Source organism: Bordetella sp. 2513F2, from assembly GCF_054642735.1.
Genome location: NZ_CM137755.1, coordinates 3,126,838 through 3,142,604, shown reverse-complemented (window position 1 = coordinate 3,142,604; position 15,767 = coordinate 3,126,838). Strand labels below are relative to the sequence as shown.

13 protein-coding genes are annotated in these 15,767 nt (G+C 68.8%); 5 read left to right on the top strand and 8 right to left on the bottom strand.

Translation table 11 applies throughout. The features are described 5' to 3' along the window. Positions 1 to 98 precede the first annotated feature (98 nt). From ACYBYQ_RS14875 to ACYBYQ_RS14860, 4 genes are all read right to left on the bottom strand, one after another. Positions 99 to 2,093, bottom strand: coding sequence for a bifunctional metallophosphatase/5'-nucleotidase (locus tag ACYBYQ_RS14875; protein ID WP_459615017.1), 1,995 nt, complete (start codon positions 2,091 to 2,093; stop codon positions 99 to 101). Between the two features lie 178 nt (positions 2,094 to 2,271). Further along, positions 2,272 to 3,273: a tripartite tricarboxylate transporter substrate binding protein gene (locus ACYBYQ_RS14870; protein WP_459615015.1), complete on the bottom strand. Its 1,002-nt coding sequence runs from the start codon at positions 3,271 to 3,273 to the stop codon at positions 2,272 to 2,274. A gap of 32 nt (positions 3,274 to 3,305) precedes the next feature. Next, positions 3,306 to 4,232, bottom strand: a complete 927-nt coding sequence (locus ACYBYQ_RS14865; RefSeq protein WP_459615014.1) for an NAD(P)-dependent oxidoreductase — start codon at positions 4,230 to 4,232, stop codon at positions 3,306 to 3,308. Positions 4,233 to 4,275: 43 nt separating this feature from the next. Next, complete coding sequence (locus ACYBYQ_RS14860) at positions 4,276 to 5,073, bottom strand: SDR family oxidoreductase (RefSeq protein ID WP_459615012.1); 798 nt, start codon at positions 5,071 to 5,073, stop codon at positions 4,276 to 4,278. A 121-nt stretch (positions 5,074 to 5,194) separates the two neighbouring features. On the opposite strand from ACYBYQ_RS14860, the gene ACYBYQ_RS14855 reads away from it, so the two are divergent. Both ACYBYQ_RS14855 and yihU read left to right on the top strand, forming a co-directional pair. Beyond that, the gene (locus ACYBYQ_RS14855) at positions 5,195 to 5,605 is read left to right on the top strand and encodes a carboxymuconolactone decarboxylase family protein (RefSeq protein WP_459615010.1); all 411 of its coding nucleotides are present in this window, start codon (positions 5,195 to 5,197) and stop codon (positions 5,603 to 5,605) included. Between the two features lie 62 nt (positions 5,606 to 5,667). Continuing rightward, positions 5,668 to 6,615 (top strand): sulfolactaldehyde 3-reductase, encoded by a 948-nt coding sequence (yihU, locus tag ACYBYQ_RS14850; RefSeq protein ID WP_459615009.1) that lies wholly within the window; start codon positions 5,668 to 5,670, stop codon positions 6,613 to 6,615. Between the two features lie 42 nt (positions 6,616 to 6,657). Here the strand turns inward: yihU and ACYBYQ_RS14845 are convergent, their stop codons facing one another. After that, entirely contained in the window at positions 6,658 to 7,371 is a 714-nt protein-coding gene (locus tag ACYBYQ_RS14845) for a GntR family transcriptional regulator (RefSeq protein WP_459615008.1), read from the bottom strand. A gap of 75 nt (positions 7,372 to 7,446) precedes the next feature. Continuing rightward, entirely contained in the window at positions 7,447 to 8,496 is a 1,050-nt protein-coding gene (locus tag ACYBYQ_RS14840) for a TRAP transporter substrate-binding protein (RefSeq protein WP_459615007.1), read from the bottom strand. Positions 8,497 to 8,659: 163 nt separating this feature from the next. Here ACYBYQ_RS14840 and ACYBYQ_RS14835 point away from each other — a divergent pair, with 163 nt between their 5' ends. Genes ACYBYQ_RS14835 through ACYBYQ_RS14825 form a run of 3 tightly spaced genes read left to right on the top strand, consistent with a single transcriptional unit; the run spans position 8,660 to position 13,131 of the window. Continuing rightward, the gene (locus ACYBYQ_RS14835) at positions 8,660 to 10,753 is read left to right on the top strand and encodes a TRAP transporter large permease (protein ID WP_459615005.1); all 2,094 of its coding nucleotides are present in this window, start codon (positions 8,660 to 8,662) and stop codon (positions 10,751 to 10,753) included. Between the two features lie 7 nt (positions 10,754 to 10,760). After that, the gene (locus tag ACYBYQ_RS14830) at positions 10,761 to 12,140 is read left to right on the top strand and encodes an MmgE/PrpD family protein (protein WP_459615004.1); all 1,380 of its coding nucleotides are present in this window, start codon (positions 10,761 to 10,763) and stop codon (positions 12,138 to 12,140) included. A 28-nt stretch (positions 12,141 to 12,168) separates the two neighbouring features. After that, the gene (locus ACYBYQ_RS14825; protein WP_459615002.1) at positions 12,169 to 13,131 is read left to right on the top strand and encodes a tripartite tricarboxylate transporter substrate binding protein; all 963 of its coding nucleotides are present in this window, start codon (positions 12,169 to 12,171) and stop codon (positions 13,129 to 13,131) included. Positions 13,132 to 13,240: 109 nt separating this feature from the next. On the opposite strand, the gene ACYBYQ_RS14820 is transcribed toward ACYBYQ_RS14825, so the two are convergent. Continuing rightward, positions 13,241 to 15,127, bottom strand: a complete 1,887-nt coding sequence (locus tag ACYBYQ_RS14820; protein ID WP_459615001.1) for a PhoX family protein — start codon at positions 15,125 to 15,127, stop codon at positions 13,241 to 13,243. A gap of 244 nt (positions 15,128 to 15,371) precedes the next feature. Further along, positions 15,372 to 15,740: an EF-hand domain-containing protein gene (locus tag ACYBYQ_RS14815; protein ID WP_459614999.1), complete on the bottom strand. Its 369-nt coding sequence runs from the start codon at positions 15,738 to 15,740 to the stop codon at positions 15,372 to 15,374. Positions 15,741 to 15,767: the final 27 nt, after the last annotated feature.

Genomic DNA, 15,767 nt, shown 5'->3' with positions numbered 1-15,767 from the left:
TGCCGGGGCGTCGCCGGTGGGCGCCTGCATGCATGCAGGCCGGCGAGTGCAGGAACATGCGGGGACGGGCCGGAGGGGCCCGCCCCGCACGCGGTGGCTCAGGGGGTGACCGGGCCGACGAAGCTCTTGGTGCTGTAGTAGACGCCGTCCAGCTTCTGGATGATGGGCAGGCCGGTCACGGCGTCACGCGTCGGCAGGGCATCGATGTAGGCCTGGAACACGTCGGCGTCCAGCACGCCGATGTCGGTGCGCCGCTCTGCCGGCACATTGGCCAGCGTCTCGTAGCCGTCGCCGCCGGTCGCGTTGAAGCTCAGCACGAAGAGGCGATACGTGGCCGCGGGGTCGATCGGATTCCAGTTGCCGGTGGCCTGGTCCAGCACTTCCAGGTTGGTGGCGCGACTGCCTGCCGGCTGGGTCGCGTCGACGTCGAAGCGCAGGCCGCCCGTGTAGGGATAGGGCCCCGTGGAACCGCCCGGTCCGAACACCGCCTCCAGTCCGTCCTCCACCATGGCCTTGGCTTCGGCGCCCGTGATGTCGAGGCGCCAGAGCATGTTGCCGAATGGCAGGACTTCGATCACGTTCGCGGCGGTAACCTCTCCCTGCAGCGGAACGCGCACGCCGCCGCCGCTCTGCAGCGTGATGTCGGCGCCGCCATAGCTGGCGTTGGCCACCTCGAGATAGGCCTGGGCCACCAGCTGCTGGATGTCGCCGCCGCGCTCGTCCACCTGGCCGAGCGCGTTGCAGGCCGCGCTGGAACGGCTGTAGTCGACGCTGCCCGGGCCGCCCGGCACGCGGCGCGAGCAGATCTCGTCGGGCGCGGTTGCGACGACCTGCCGGCTGTACTCCGCCACCTTCTCCTTGAACGGGGCCAGCACCTCGAGCGCCTCGGCGTCCGGCGTCGTGGGCCGCAGGAAGCCGGTGGCCGCGGCGCTGGCCAGCAGCGCGGCATTGTCGGCGGCAGACGCCGGCGCAGCGTTGCCGTCGGCATCCGCCACGGTGAAGCTGTCGCCGATCAGCACGTGCGGCGTGCCGGCGCAGGCGGTGACCACGCCTTCTGCGTCGAAGCTCACCTTCATTTCACCGACCACCTGGGAATACTCCCAGGCCTGGCCCAGGCACACGGGCTGGCCGTCGCGGTTGGTCAGCTGTTCGGCATACGGACCGGCCGGGCTGCCCACGCCCACGTCCGCCATGGCGTCGGGGCCCAGCAGGGTGTGCGAGTCGCCGCCGATGACGACGTCCACGCCGCTCAGCAGGGGAATGATCTGGCGGTCGAGCTGGTAGCCGATGTGGCTGCTCACGATGATCTTGTTGATGCCCTCCGCCTGGAGCGCGTCGATGGCCCGCTGTGCCGCGGCGGCCTCGTCCTCGAAGGTGGTGTCGGGGTCGGGGCTCGAAGACTGCTTGGTCTTGCCGGCCACCGTCAGGCCGACGATGCCGAGCTTCTGCCCGCCGCGCTCGACCACGGTGTAGGGTTGCACGTAGCCGGCGGCAGTGGCGGGGTTCAGCGCCGAGCCGGCGCCGAAGTGCACGTTGGCGCTGATCACCGGGGTCTTGCAGTCGCCGGCATGCAGCCGGTCGATGAAGTTCTTCAGCTCGGTGTCGCCCTTGTCGAACTCGTGGTTGCCCAGCGTGAACGCATCGAAGCAGACCGTGTTCATCATCGCGGCATCGGCCTCGCCGATCTCGCCCGCGCGGTTGAAGTACAGCGTGCCGGTCAGCGCGTCGCCCGCGTGCAGCTTGATGACGTTGTCGCTGCCCTGGGAAAGTTCGCGCATGGCGGCGGTGACCCGGGCGAATCCGGCCGACTCCACTTCGGCCTCCACGGTCTGCCCTGCCGCGTTGGCGAGGTTCAGCGCGAGCGTCTTGCTGTCGAGATTGGAGTGATGGTCGTTGATGTGCAGCAGCGTCACATCCAGCGGCGCGGCGGGGCTGGGCTCCTCCGGCGTTTCCGGCGGCGTGCCGGCGTGGTCGTCGTCATCGTCGTCGCCGCCGCAGGCGGCCAGCATCGTGGCCGCCAGCAGCGTGGCGGCAAACAGCCGCGAGCGCGAGAAACGGCGCGCCTCGCCGCCTTGTTCTGTCTTGGTGTGCATGATCCCTCCCGGATTCATTCAGGAAGGCGTCATGTTGTTCACCAACGGTAACAGCGCCGTGACAGTCCGATGGCGGCCGATGAATTTTTTATGAATCCTGACGCAGGACCGGCCGGGTCATCCGGCCTGCCCTGCCGGTCCGCCACGAGCCGCGGCGGACCGACGCCTGCGCGCTTCTTCAATCCAGGCGGATGCCGGCTTCTTCCACGAGCTTCTGCCACTTGGCGATTTCCGCCTGCAGGGCCTGCTCGAAAGCCTCGGGCCGGCTGGCGACCACCTCTATGCCGTCCTGGGCCAGGCGCTGCTGCAGCTGCGGGTCTGCCAGGACGCCGGAGATGGCTTCATGCAGGGCGTCGATGACGGGTCGCGGCGTGCCGCGGGGCGCCAGCACGGCGTGCCAGGCGGAGGCCTCGTAGCCCGGCACGCCGGCTTCCTGGACTGTCGGCACCTCGGGCAGCAGGGGGGAACGCGCGGCCCCGGTGACGGCCAGCGCCTTGACGCTGCCCGCCTGCGCCTGCTTGGACGCGGAGGCGGCGTCGCCGAACGTCATGTCGACCACGCCGCCCACGACGTCCATCAGCGCAGGGCCGGCGCCCTTGTATGGCACGGGCGTCACGACGACGCCGGTCTGGCGCATGAACAGCACCACGGCGAGGTGCGCGGAACTTCCATGGCCTGCCGTGGAGAGGCTCAGCTTGCCCGGCTCGCGCCGGGCAAGCTGGAGCAGCGCCTGCAGGCTGTCAACGGGGAGATCCCGCTTGACCGCCACCACATAAGGGTAGCGGGTGAGCTGCGTGACGGGCACGAAATCCCGGCGTGCGTCGTAGGGCAGGTTCTTGTAGGTGGCAGGATTGATGGCGTTGGGGCCGCTCTGCCCCAGCAGCAGGGTATAGCCGTCGGGCGCGGACTTGGCCACGGCGTCCGTGCCGATGATGCCGCCCGCGCCGCCTCGGTTGTCGATGATGAAGGGCTGGCCGAGCCGCTCGGCGACCCCCTTGAAAACCAGGCGGGCCACGATGTCGGCGCCGCCTCCGGCGGCAAAGGGCACGATGACGCGCACGGGCCGCTCGGGGTAGGCTGCTGCGGCTGGCGCGCCGGCCAGCGCCAGACCGGACAGCGCGACAGCCAGGGCCGCCACGCGGCGGGCCAGCGCCGCAGCCGGGCGGGGAGACCGGGGCATGGGGTATCGACGGGCGGGGGAAGGAGATGGCTTCATGGCGCCCCCGCATCCGCGGCCCGGCCGCGCACCTGCACGCCTGCGTCCGCTTCGATGTAGCGGATGATCTCCGTCAGGTCGGCGCCGTCGCCGAACCTGTCGCGCACGTCGTCGACCAGCCGGCGCGCTGCGTCGCCCACCCGCAGGGGTACGCCCAGCTGCTCGCTTTCTTCCAGGCACAGCCTGACGTCCTTGGCCGACAGGCCGATCGCGAAGCCGAAGTCGAAGCTGCGGCTCAGCACGAAGCGGGGAATCTTGTCTTCGGAGGCATTGGTGCGGCCCGATCCCGAGTTGATGACCTGCAGCATGGTGTCCGGGTCCAGGCCTGCCTTCACGCCCATCACCATGAGTTCCGACGTGATGCTCAGCGCGGTGACCGAGATCAGGTTGTTGATGACCTTCATGGTCTGGGCCATGCCGGCGCGTTCGCCCACGTACGTGGCGCGGCCGAGTACCGCGAACACGTCCTGCAGCGCGTCGTGGCGTGCTCGGGGCCCTGAAACCATGAGGGCCAGCGTGCCGCGCCTGGCGCCCGTCACGCCGCCGCTGACGGGGCAGTCCAGGCTCTCGATGCCGTGGTCCGCCAGGCCTGCGGCGAGTTCGCGGGCGGCCGCCGACCCGCTGGTCGAGAGGTCTACCACCGTATGCACGGCGCTGCCCGCGGCCAGCCCGTGCTCGCCCAGCGCCACCGACAGCACGATGTCGGGGGTCGGCAGGGACACCAACACCGTGCCGGCCCTGTCGGCCACGGCCCTGGGCGTATCGGCGATGTGCGCCCCCCTGGCGGCCAATGCCTGGAGCGCGGAGGGCTGCGCATCGTGGATCGTCAGCGCATAGCCGGCTTCGAGCAGGCGCTCGGCCATGGGTGCGCCCATGCGGCCTATGCCTACGAAGCCCAGATGCCTGTCGTGTTCTCTGGTCATGATTCGTCTCTCGCTGGTTGGAATGGGAACGGGGGGCGGGCCGCTAGGCGGCGGTCCAGCCTCCGTCGATGGGCAGGGCCGCGCCGGTGATGTCGCGCCCGGCCTCGCTGCACAGGAACAGGATCAGCGCGGCCACGTTCTCCATGGCCACGAAGCGCCCCGTGGGCTGGCGCGCTGCGAGGTAGCCGTGTTCCGCCTGTTCCATGGGGATGCCCTGCCGGCGCGCGATCTCGCCGATGCGCGCGAGTATGGCGGGCGTCGGCGCGGTGCCGGGCGCAACGGCATTGCAGGTGACGCCACGGGCTGCCGTCTCGATGGCGAGCGCCCGGGTGAGCCCGAGCAGCGCGGTCTTGGTGGTGACATACCCGACCCTGTTGGCCGTGGCGCCCGAGCCGTATACCGATGAGAGATTCACGATGCGCCCCCACTGCTGGGCCAGCATGCCGGGCAGGGCCAGGCGCGCCAGATGGAAGGCCGCCGACAGGTTGACGGCCAGGGACTCGTCCCAGTGCGCCCGCGGCAATTCGTGCGCAGGTTCGAAATGGCGTATCACCGCGTTGTTCACCAGGATGTCGAGCCGGGGCAACTCGTTCAGCGCCTGCCCGACCAGGGTCTCGATCTGGTCCGCGTCGCGCAGGTCGGCCTGCAGCAGGAGCACGCGTGCGCCATGTTTCTGCGCAAGGGCGCGTTGGGCCGCGCGCGCCGCATCGTCGGCATGCTGGCTGTGCAGGACCACCGTGGCGCCCGCGCCGGCCAGCGCGTCGGCAATGGCATGGCCCAGGCCGGCCGTGGCGCCGGTGACGAGGGCGTTCCTGCCGCGCAATTGTGGCGTGAGGTCCAAGTGTCTCCTCCGTGGCGGGAGTTCGTGATCTTATGAATACAATAGGATTGTATTATAGTAATACGTGTTGCGGCATCAAGTGGATATTCCACCCCTCCCGCTTTTCACCGGAGACATCACCATGGCATTGCGGCCTGAGTTTCAAACCGAGCAGTTTCAGAAGGGCCTGGCGGTCCGTCGCGCAGTGGTGGGCGACACCTACGTGGACAAGTCGCTCGATGGCGCGGACGACCTGACGGCGCCATTGCAGAAACTGGTCACCGAGTATTGCTGGGGGGAGGTCTGGACCCGGCCCGGCCTGGAGCGCAAGACCCGCAGCTTCCTCAACCTGGCGATGCTCATTGCCCTGAACCGTCCGCACGAACTGCGCCTGCACATACGCGGGGCCCTGAACAATGGCGTCACCCGGGACGAGCTGGTGGAGGTGGTGCTGCAGGCCGCGATCTATTGCGGCGTGCCCGCGGCGCTCGATTCCATGAAAGCCGTCCGCGAAGTGCTGGCGGAATTCGAAAACCACGGCAAGCCCGCCTGAGCGCAGGGCGTGCGCGCCGGCATGGCCGCGGCGCGGCCGGCCGGCAGAGCGACGGAGACATCATGCAGACATACAGGATCGGTTTCATCGGGCTCGGCGCCATGGGCCTGCCCATGGCGCGCAACCTGGTCAGGGGAGGGCACGCCGTGACGGGCTGCGACCTGAACCCGCAGGCGGTCGAGGCGTTGTGCCGGGCCGGCGGCCGGGGCGCCGCGAGCCCCGGCGAGGCGGCGGCGGGCGCCGAGCTCGTCATCGCCATGCTGCCCGCCGCCGCGCACGTCCGTGCGGTCCTGGAGGGGCCGCAGGGCGCATTGCAGTCGATGGACGATCAGGCGCTGTTCATCAACATGTCGACCATCCTGCCCCAGGAAACCGATGAGATCGCCGGGCGCCTGCGCGAGCGGGGCCTGCGCATGCTGGATTCCCCGGTAGGCCGCTCGGCCATGGAGGCAGAGCGTGGCGCCTTGCTGATCCTGGCCAGCGGCACGGCCGCAGACAAGGCACGCGCCCGCGACGCGCTGCGCTGCATGGGCAACGAAATCGTCGATTGCGGCGAGGTGGGCGGCGGTTCGCGGGTGAAGGTGGTGAACAACTTCATGGGCATTTCGCTCAACGCCCTGACCGCGGAGGCGCTCACGCTGGCCGAGGCCTGCGGGCTGAGCGTGGGGCTGGCGCTGCAGGTCATGCGCGGAACGATCGCCGGACTCGGGCACATGAACATCACCTATCCCAACAAGGTGCTGCGCGGCGATCTGTCGCCCGGCTTCCAGGTCGACCTGGCCCACAAGGATCTGGGGCTGGCCCTGGAGCTCGCCGCGCGCAGCCGCGCCTGCGTGCCCATGGGCGCCGCCGCCTTCCAGGCGTACACGGTGGCACGCTCGCAGGGGCGCGGCGCGCAGGACTACAGCGCCATATATCCGGTGATGCGCGCGCTTTCGGGGTTGCCCGAGGCATTGCCCTACCGGGAGGAAGGCCCGCTGAACGCCGACCCGTTCGGCGGCGGGCGATAAGGCTGCGCCGGGCCGCCGGGCACGGGCCCCTTGGGCCGGCGGCTAGTCGGCCGCCACGGGCGCCGGGTCTTCGGAGCCCTGGAGTATCTTGATCGCGACGCGCGCGGCATTGCGCACGTGCAGGCTGCCGGCCTTGCGCGCCGCCTTGCCATCGCGCGCAACCAGCGCCTGCAGCAGTTCCGACAGCTCGGCCACGCTTTGCCGGGCCCTGCCCGGCGCCTGCATCGAGGTCGAGCGCAATAGCATCACGCGCGAATTCAGCAGGCGCAGCGTGGTGGTCAGTGCCTCGTTGCCCGCGCCATCGAGCAGGTGCTGATAAAAGGCGTTCTTGGCCGTAAGCTGCTCGAGCGCCGTGCCGCGTGCCAGTGCGCGCTTGAGCGCCTGGAACGATTCCTGCAGCTCGGCCAGTTGTTGGTCGGTGGCGTGCTCGGCGAACAGCTGACAGGCCAGGCCTTCGAGTTCCTCGCGCACCTGGTAGATCCCGCGGGCCTGCTCCGGCGACAGGCGCTCCACCACGGGGCCGCGATGCGGGATCACGTGTATCAGCCCTTCGGATTCCAGCTGACGCAGCGCTTCGCGCACCAGCGTGCGGCTGACCCCGGTCATTTCGCACAATTCGCGTTCGGGCAGGCGCTCGCCGGGGCGGAAGCGGCCGACCAGGATGGCGTTGCGTATGCTTTCGGTCACGCTGTGCCGCAGTACCGAGGCGACACGTTGAACCTTGAAATCACCGGTCAGTTCAGCGGGAGTAGCCATGCGGTTCATATTGTGGAGGGTAGAAGGTGTCCGGTGCGGGGCGGCGCCCCGGACACCGTTGGAGCAGCCGCTGGATCAGCTGGGGTCGGCCTTGCCGAGTACCTTGCGCACGCGCTCGAGATACGCCGGCCCATCGAACCCGACTTCCTTGGCGCGCCGGTTCCAGGCGGCATAGGAAGGCCCGATGTACTGCTGCTGCATTAGTTTAGCCCGTTCCTCTTGCGGCGCGACCCAGAAGGTTACGCCGTTGCGGATCATGTTCTGCCTGGCGTTGTCGACGAACTGCTCGTAGTTGCCGAAGGCCTCCTTCTGGAGTTCGTCCATGGCGCCCTGGACCTGCGACCGCACGTCGGCCGGCAGCTTCTCCCAGCTGTCCGGATTGGCCAGTATGGCCCAGCCGTTGATCGGGCCGAGGCTCCAGTTCTGCACGTTCCTGGCGATGCGCCAGAATTCCAGTGCGCCGCCCACGCAGGTGGAGATGAACAGGCCGTCGATGACCCCGCGTTCGAGCGCGGGGAAGATCTCCGTGGTGGGCATAGCCACCGGCTTGCCGCCGAGTGCGTTCACCACCTCGGCGGTCTGGGGATTGTGCACGCGCAGCCGCTTGCCCTTGAAATCCTCGATCCGGTGTATCGGGTCCTTGGAGAACAGCTGCTGGGTGCACCAGGCTCCCTCGGCCAGCACCACGGCGTTCCATTTCTCCTTCCAGATCCGGCGCGTGTCTTCGCACCAGAAGGCATCGCATACCTGCTTGTATTCCTTGATGTCGTTGATCAGGCCGGGCAGGTTGAAGATGCCCATGCGGGGCTCGTCGGCGGCCAGGTAGGTGTGCAGGGCCGCGCTCAGGTCGACACGGCCTTCGCGGACCGCCGTGGCCATCTGCGCCGGCGGCACGAGGGAATCGCTCACGGTGACCTTGACCTTGCCGCCGGTGGCCTTGGCGACCCGTTCCGGGACCGAAGCGGTGAGGATGGAGTAGCCATCCCCCGGGGACACGATCACTGCCATGGTCAGGTCATACGTCTGGGCGGATGCGGCGTTCATGCAGCCGAAGGCGCACAGGGCGGCGGCCAGGACGGCGCGCGGCCCCCCGGCGCGTGGCAACGCATTGGATTGCTGGGACATGATGCTCCTCCTTGGTGTTGTTGCATGTCGCGGGTGAAAAATCGAGCATTCAATAATACAATATGCACATATTATCGTCGTAGCACTCCGAAACCCGCCGGCAGAGCGGCATCGGAACAACCACAGCATCGCGCGGCCGCGCCGGCTGTCGAGGAGACGTTTCATGAGCAGCATCGGATTGCCGGGAAGGGCAGGGCCGGCCGAGCCCGGCCCATCGCCCGATTCTCCCTATCCCCTGTCCGACGCACAGGACTTCGTCGTGATCCGCGGCATGGCCCGGGCATGCCGTCTCTCGGGAGCCCTGGCCACCGCCGCCCTGCTCGGCATGGCGCTGTCCATGTGCTACGAGATTTTTTCGCGCTACGTATTCAATGCCCCCACGGCCTGGGCCACCGAGATCTCCGGCTACCTGCTGGTGGCCACCGTGTTCTTCGGCCTGGCCGCCGCGCAGGCTTCGAATGCCCACGTGCAGGTGGAGATCTGGATCGACCGCCTGGGGGCGGATCCGCGCCGCAGCGTGGAACGGGTCTGCCAATGGCTGGCGCTGGCGTTCGCCATCGTGCTGGCCTGGCAGATGGCCAGCTTCAACGTGCGCGAGTATGTCAACGACACGCGCGACTGGGGCCTGCTTTCGACGCCGCAGTGGCTGCCCCAGGTGCCGGCGTCGCTCGGGATGGTGGTCTTCTGCATGTCGATCCTGGTCGACATCTATCGTCTCGGACCGCCAGCCGCTGCGTGGCGGCGCTGGCTGACGCCGGTCTCGCTGGCGGGCCTGGCGGTCGTCCTGGTCCTGCTGGGACCGAACACGGTGGCCCTGGGCGGCAGCCGGTTCGACTGGGGCATGGCGGCCGTGGCGGCGGTGCTGGCAGTGAGCGTCTGGGCCTGGAGCGGGACCCGGACGCTGGCGGCGCTGGCGGCGATCGTGGGCGCCTGCGCCGTGCTGTATGCATTGGCGCGCGGCCAGCCGCTGGGCTGGGTGGCCACCCTGCTGGTGGCCAGCCTGATGCTGTTGCTGTTCATCGGCGTGCGCATCGGCGTGGCCCTGGGCCTGGTGGGCTTGTTCGGGGTCTATTTCCTGCTGCCGCGCCCGCAGCTTTCGCTCCTGGCGGAGCGCGCGTGGAGCAGCACCAACACCTTCACGCTCACGGCCGTGCCCATGTTCATCTTCATGGGCGGGCTGTTGCTGCGCAGCGGCATCACCACCGGCATGTTCGACGCCCTGGTGCGCTGGTTCGGCCGGGCGCCCGGGGGGCTGGCGCATGCGTCGGCAGGCGCCTCGGCGGTCTTTGCCGCGGTGTCGGGCTCCAGCCTGGCCACGGCGGCCACGCTGGGCAAGGTGGCGTGTCCCGACATGATCGGGCGCGGCTACAGTCCGCGCCTCACCTATGGCGTGGCTGCGGCGGGCGCCACGCTGGGCGTGCTGATCCCGCCCAGCATCCCGATGATCATCTACGGCACCACCGTAGGCGCCGCGGTCACCCACTTGTTCCTGGCGGGGATCATTCCCGGCGTGCTGCTGATGGCCAGCTTCATGCTCGGCGCCCTGATCTGGTCGCTGGCGGTTCCGGGCGCGGCGCCCGCGGCGCGCGCCTATCCCCTGCGCGAGAAGATGCGCGCTTCCCGGGGCATGGTGCCCTTCGTGGCCATCATCGGGGCTGTGCTGGGCTCCATGTATGCAGGCATCGCCACGCCCACCGAGGCGGCGGCGATAGGCGCCGTCAGCGCCTTCGTGCTCTGCCTGGCGCGCCGCAAGCTCACGTGGAAGGCGCTGGCGGAGATTGCCTACGACTCTGCCCGGGTGACGGCGCTGCTGCTGCTCATCGTGGTGGGGGCCGGCATATTCAGCTGGGTCTTCGACTACCTGCGCGTTCCGCGCGAGATGGTCAACCTGCTCCAGGCTGCCGACCTGGCGCCGGAACTGGTCATCGCGTCCATGGTGCTGGCGTACCTGGTCCTGGGCATGTTCGTGGAGTCGATCGCCATGATGCTCATGACGCTGCCGGTGACCTACCCGATCGCCGTTTCGCTGGGCCTCGATCCCGTCTGGTTCGGCGTGTTCCTGGTCCTGATGATCGAAGTCGGCCTGATTACGCCGCCGGTGGGCATGGTGCTGTTCGTGCTGCGCAGCATGAGCCCGGCGGCGCGCTTCCCGGACATCATGCGCGGCGCGCTGCCGTTCGTCCTCATCATCCTGCTGTTCCTGTGCCTGATCTACGTGTTCCCGCAGATCGTCACGTGGCTTCCCCGACAAGTGTGAACGCATCATGAGCGTAGACCGTTACCCGCATGCATCGCCGGACGTCAGCGCCGCGCTGGCCGGCTTCGCGGCGGCCAGCCGCTGGGAGGACGTGCCCGCGGCCGTCCGCCACGAAGCCTGCCGCTCGCTGCTGAACTTCTTCGCCGTGGCCCTGGCCGCGGCGCGGGACCGCACGCTGGACATCGCCGTCCGGACCTACGCGCGCCATTCGGCGGGGCCGCAGGCCACGCTAATCGGGCGCGCCGGGCGCGTGGACATGCTCAACGCCGCCGCGCTCAATGCGATGGCGGCGAATGTCTACGATTTCGACGACACCCACCATCCCACCATCATCCATCCCACTGCGCCGGTGGCGCCGGCGCTCTTCGCGCTGGCGGAAACGCAGCCCATGACCGGCGCCGAGCTGCTGCACGCCTTTGTGATCGGCGTGGAAGTGGCCTGCCGCATCGGCAATGCGATGTCGCCGGAGCACTATGCGCGGGGCTGGCACATCACCTCGACCTGCGGGGTGTTCGGCGCCGCCGCCGCTGCCGGACGGCGGCTGGGCCTGGATGCGCGGGCCATGGTGTGGGCGCTGGGCTCGGCCGCGGTGCAGGCGGGCGGCCTGGTCGAGGCGCTGGGCACCATGGCCAAGAGCGTGAGCGTGGGCAACGCGGCACGCAATGGCCTGCTGGCCGCGCTGCTGGCCGCAGAGGGATTCGACGGGCCGCCGGCTCCGCTGGAAGGCGAGCGCGGCTACCTGCGCGTTGCTGCGGACAGCCCCGTTCCCGGCCTGGCGGCGGCCTCGCTGGGCGAAAGCTGGGAGCTGCTCAACAACACCTACAAGCCGTATCCGTGCGGCGTCGTGCTCAATCCCGTCATCGATGCCTGCCTGGCCCTGCATGCCGAGGCGCGACTGGATGCCGCACGCATCGCGCGCATCGAGCTGTCCGGCCACCCCTTGCTGCGCCAGCGCACCGACCGGCGCGGCATCGCCACGGGGCGGCAGTCGCAGGTCAGTGCGCAGCATGCCGTGGCTGTGGCCCTGACCCGCGGTCGCGCCGGCCTGGAGGAGTTCTCCGACGCGGCCGTGGCCGACCCGGCACTGCGCGCGTTGGGCGGGAAAGTGCAATTCCGCGACGACCCCGGCCGCTCGGTGGACGGCGTTGCGCTGCACGTCGTGCTGGATGACGGAAAGGTGCTGGCGCACACCGTCGACGCGGCCCGCGGTTCGCGCGCACGGCCGCTGAGCGACCGGGAACTGGAGGACAAGCTGCGTGCCCTGTGCCGGCATGGCGGCAGCACCGTGCGGGCGGAGCCGCTGATCGAGGCTGTGTGGGCGCTGGAGCATGCCGGCGATGCGGCCGCCGTGGTCCGGCTCGCGGCGCCCGCAACCGGAAAGACCTGAAACGGCAAGACTTCGAGGAGAGGAAACAATGCAGAAGCACAAAATCTGGCGTGCGCTGCTGTGGCTGCTGTGCGCAGCGTTCGCCGGCGGCGCTGCGCGGGCGGATTTCCCCGACAGGGCGGTGCGCATCGTGGTGCCGTTCGCGCCCGGCGGCGGCGTGGATGCCCTGGCCCGGCCGTTCGCCAGGGAGCTGGGGCAGATACTGGGCCAGAGCGTGGTGGTGGAGAACAAGCCCAGCAACACGGGCCAGATCGGCGCCATGGAGGTCGCGCGGGCGGCTCCCGATGGCTATACGCTGCTGCTGAGCTCCGCCGCCTTTGCGACGACCCCGGCCTTCTACCCCGAGGTGCCCTATGACCCGCTGAAGGACTTCGCGCCCGTCATGATCATGGCAGCGGCGCCGCAGATACTCGTTGCGAGCAACAACTTCGAGGCGGATTCCGTACGCGCCGTGCTCGACCGTGCCAGGCAGTCCGACAGCATCAACTTTGCCCTCAGCGCCAGCACCGGGATACAGGCGCTGGCAACCGCCATGCTGGCCGAGCAGGGCGGCGTTTCCTTCGCGCGGATTCCCTACAAGGGCGCCGGCGCGGCCTTCGTGGACCTGATCGGCGGCGAGGTCGACCTGATGATAGACAATCCGGCTTCCTCGCTGGTGCATGTGAGGGCGGGCAAGCTGCGCGTGCTGGCAACCACCGGCGCGCGCCGCATGGCCATATTGCCCGACGTGCCCACCGTCAGCGAGACGCTGCCGGGCTTCGAGGCCCACAACTGGTTCGTGCTCGCCGCGCCCGCGGGGACGCCGGCGCCGGTCGTCGAGCGCCTGAACCAGGCCGCGGGGCAGGCGTTGCAGACGGCCGCCATGCGCGAGATGCTGGCGCACGACGGCGTCGACGTGGTGGCCGGCACGCCGGCGCAGGCGGGCAGCTTCCTGCGTGCAGAGATGGACAAGTGGGGCGGCATGGTGGAGCGCCAGAACCTGCGGCCGTGATGCGGCTTGCATCGGGCGTGCAAAGAAAAACCCGGACGGGCAAAGCCGTCCGGGCCGGTCTGGCTGGCCGGGAAATCCCTGGGCAGGGTTCCCGGCCGTCTCGCAGGGTTCAGGCCCCCACGGGCTTGCCGTCGGTGCGGCGCACCACCACCGTGGCGGAGCGGGCGTCGCCGCCTCCCGCGCGCACGGTGTTCCAGGCGCCGTTCGGGTGCTGGATGTTGATGAAGAACGTGGTGAGGTCCGGCGTGTAGGCGATGCCGGTGATCTCGCAGCCCACCGGGCCCACCAGGAAGCGCTTGGACTCGCCGGTCTCCTGGTCGATGTAGTACATCGAGTTGTTGCCGAAGATGCTGGTGGTGCTCGAGCCGGTGCCCGCATCGGTCTGCACCCACAGGCGGCCCTGGGGATCGACGCGGATGCCGTCGGGGCTCGAGAACTCGTCGCCGTTGATGTTGCCGGTGAGGTTGGCAGCGGCGCCGTCGGCCGGGTCCTGGCCGGCCAGCAGCAGCAGTTCCCATTCGAACGTGGTGGCCAGGGGCGAATCGTTGCGCTCCTTCCAGCGGATGATGTGGCCGTTCGAATTGTTGGGACGGGGATTGGCCGCGCTGGTGCGCTGGCGGCTGCCGTTGTTGGTCAGGGTGCAGTACACCGTCTTGTCCAGGCCCACCGTGATCCACTCGGGGCGGTCCATCAGCGTGGCGCCGGCCACGCGGGCGGCGGCGGCGGCGTTGATCAGCACGTCAGCCTGGGTGTTGAAGTCGACGATCGTGCCGGTGACCACTTCGCCGGTGGCAACCTGGGTGAAGTTGCCCGGATCGGTGGCGCCCACCGTCAGGTTGTTCTTGCCCACGGTCAGCTCGAGCCAGTTGCCGCTGCCGTCGTCGTTGAAGCGCGCGACATACAGCGTGCCTTCGTCGAGCAGCCCCATGTTGTTGGCGCGGTTGCTGGGATCGTAGGCCTTGGACGGCACGAACTTGTAGATGCAGCCGGGAGTCGTGTCGTCGCCCATGTAGAACGCGAGGCGGTTGTTCTCGTCCACCATGTAGGCCGTGTTCTCGTGGCTGAAGCGTCCCATGGCGGTGCGCTTGACGGCAGTCGAGTCGGGCGAGTAGGGGTCGATCTCCACCACCCAGCCGTAGCCCTCGTCGGCCGGCTTGCCGGCGTCGGCAGCGGTGTAGTGGTAGTTGTCGGTGGTTTCCTCGCACGTGAGGTAGGTGCCCCACGGCGTGTCGCCGCTGGCGCAGTTGTTCAGGGTGCCGACCACCGTGTCGCCCACCACCGACTTGGCCGGGCCGCTGACGTTGTAGACCGTGTTGCCGGTGTAGCGCTTGTTGTAGGTCGAGTCCGTCTTGACCGACCACTTGCCGTCGTCGCCGCGCTGGATCTCGATGACCGAGACGCCGACGTTGGACAGGCGGGTCTTCAGGCCTTCGACGTCCTGGTCCAGGGTGGCGTTGTCCAGGTTCTCGTGGTTCAGCACCAGCAGGCCGCCCTTGTTGGGGTCCACGCCCTCCAGGGGGTAATAGTGCATGCCGTCGTGCTGGCCGCCGGCCTGGGTTTCGGTGGCGGGATACGACTGGGGGATGCCCGTGTAGCCAACCGAGCCGATCATGCACTTGTCGCCCGCCGAGTACAGCACTTCGGCCACATAGCCGTTGGGCACGCTGACCATGTCGGCCGTGATCTTGTCTTCCAGGGGCTCGAACGTCACCGAGTAGTCGGGCTGCACGGGGTCCGGCGTGCCGCCGTCCTCGCCGCCGCCGGTATCGCCGCCGCCGGTGCCGGGCGCCGTATCGTCGTCGTCATCGTCGTCGCCGCCACAGGCCGCCAGCGTTGCGCCGAACACGGACAGCATCGACAAGCCGAAGGTGTTTCGCAGCACGGTGCGCCGGGCGGGATTGGCCGCGACGATCTCGTCGAGCATCTGGCCGGGAACGGTAACTTCACCCTGCGCTTCGCGGGACGGAGCGCGCAATTTGTCTGTCAGGTAGGACATTCGAGCCTCTGGATGTTGGGATTCGGTCGTTAAGCTGCGGATAAGCAATTTTTAAGTTGCTTTTCAGCAAAACCGACCGCGAGGATAGAAGCTCGATGTGACGAAGTAATTGCTGGCGGGGGAAAAACGAAGATTTCGGCCGCCCGGCGCGTCATGAGATTGACATGCGCGGCGGATAGGGCGGCGCGGCAGGCCGCGGGGTGCAGGCCGCCCGCGCAGGACAGCCTGCCTGCTGCGGCGGCGCTTACCTGAGCAAGCCGTCGCCGTCGGTATCGGATGCGGCGAAGTCGCTCATCACGCGATCGCTGAACTCGGCCTTGCTGATCCTGCCGTCACCGTTGGCATCGGTGACGGAGAACTGCTCGGCCGTGACCACCTTGGCCATTTCGTCCTGGGCGAGGTAGCCGTCGCGGGTCTGGTCCAGCCTGACGAAGGCGTCGTCCATGAAGACCTGGTATTCGGAGCGGCTGACGGCGCCGTTCCTGTCGGTGTCCATGCGTTCCATGTGGGCGCGGCGCGTGACGTCGGTATCCGGCGCGGAAGCCTGTTGCGCCTGGGCGCCCGCGGCACACAGCATCGAGCCGATGGCCAGGGAAGTGATCGTTTTTTTCATGGCGATTCTCCTGTTTCCGGGTGCAGG

Coding starts and splice junctions, on each gene's coding strand:
- ACYBYQ_RS14875 (WP_459615017.1), bottom strand. CDS start 2,093: ATGCACACCAAGACAGAACAAGGCGGCGAGGCGCGCCGTTTCTCGCGC.
- ACYBYQ_RS14870 (WP_459615015.1), bottom strand. CDS start 3,273: ATGCCCCGGTCTCCCCGCCCGGCTGCGGCGCTGGCCCGCCGCGTGGCG.
- ACYBYQ_RS14865 (WP_459615014.1), bottom strand. CDS start 4,232: ATGACCAGAGAACACGACAGGCATCTGGGCTTCGTAGGCATAGGCCGC.
- ACYBYQ_RS14855 (WP_459615010.1), top strand. CDS start 5,195: ATGGCATTGCGGCCTGAGTTTCAAACCGAGCAGTTTCAGAAGGGCCTG.
- yihU (WP_459615009.1), top strand. CDS start 5,668: ATGCAGACATACAGGATCGGTTTCATCGGGCTCGGCGCCATGGGCCTG.
- ACYBYQ_RS14845 (WP_459615008.1), bottom strand. CDS start 7,371: ATGGCTACTCCCGCTGAACTGACCGGTGATTTCAAGGTTCAACGTGTC.
- ACYBYQ_RS14840 (WP_459615007.1), bottom strand. CDS start 8,496: ATGTCCCAGCAATCCAATGCGTTGCCACGCGCCGGGGGGCCGCGCGCC.
- ACYBYQ_RS14835 (WP_459615005.1), top strand. CDS start 8,660: ATGAGCAGCATCGGATTGCCGGGAAGGGCAGGGCCGGCCGAGCCCGGC.
- ACYBYQ_RS14830 (WP_459615004.1), top strand. CDS start 10,761: ATGAGCGTAGACCGTTACCCGCATGCATCGCCGGACGTCAGCGCCGCG.
- ACYBYQ_RS14825 (WP_459615002.1), top strand. CDS start 12,169: ATGCAGAAGCACAAAATCTGGCGTGCGCTGCTGTGGCTGCTGTGCGCA.
- ACYBYQ_RS14820 (WP_459615001.1), bottom strand. CDS start 15,127: ATGTCCTACCTGACAGACAAATTGCGCGCTCCGTCCCGCGAAGCGCAG.
- ACYBYQ_RS14815 (WP_459614999.1), bottom strand. CDS start 15,740: ATGAAAAAAACGATCACTTCCCTGGCCATCGGCTCGATGCTGTGTGCC.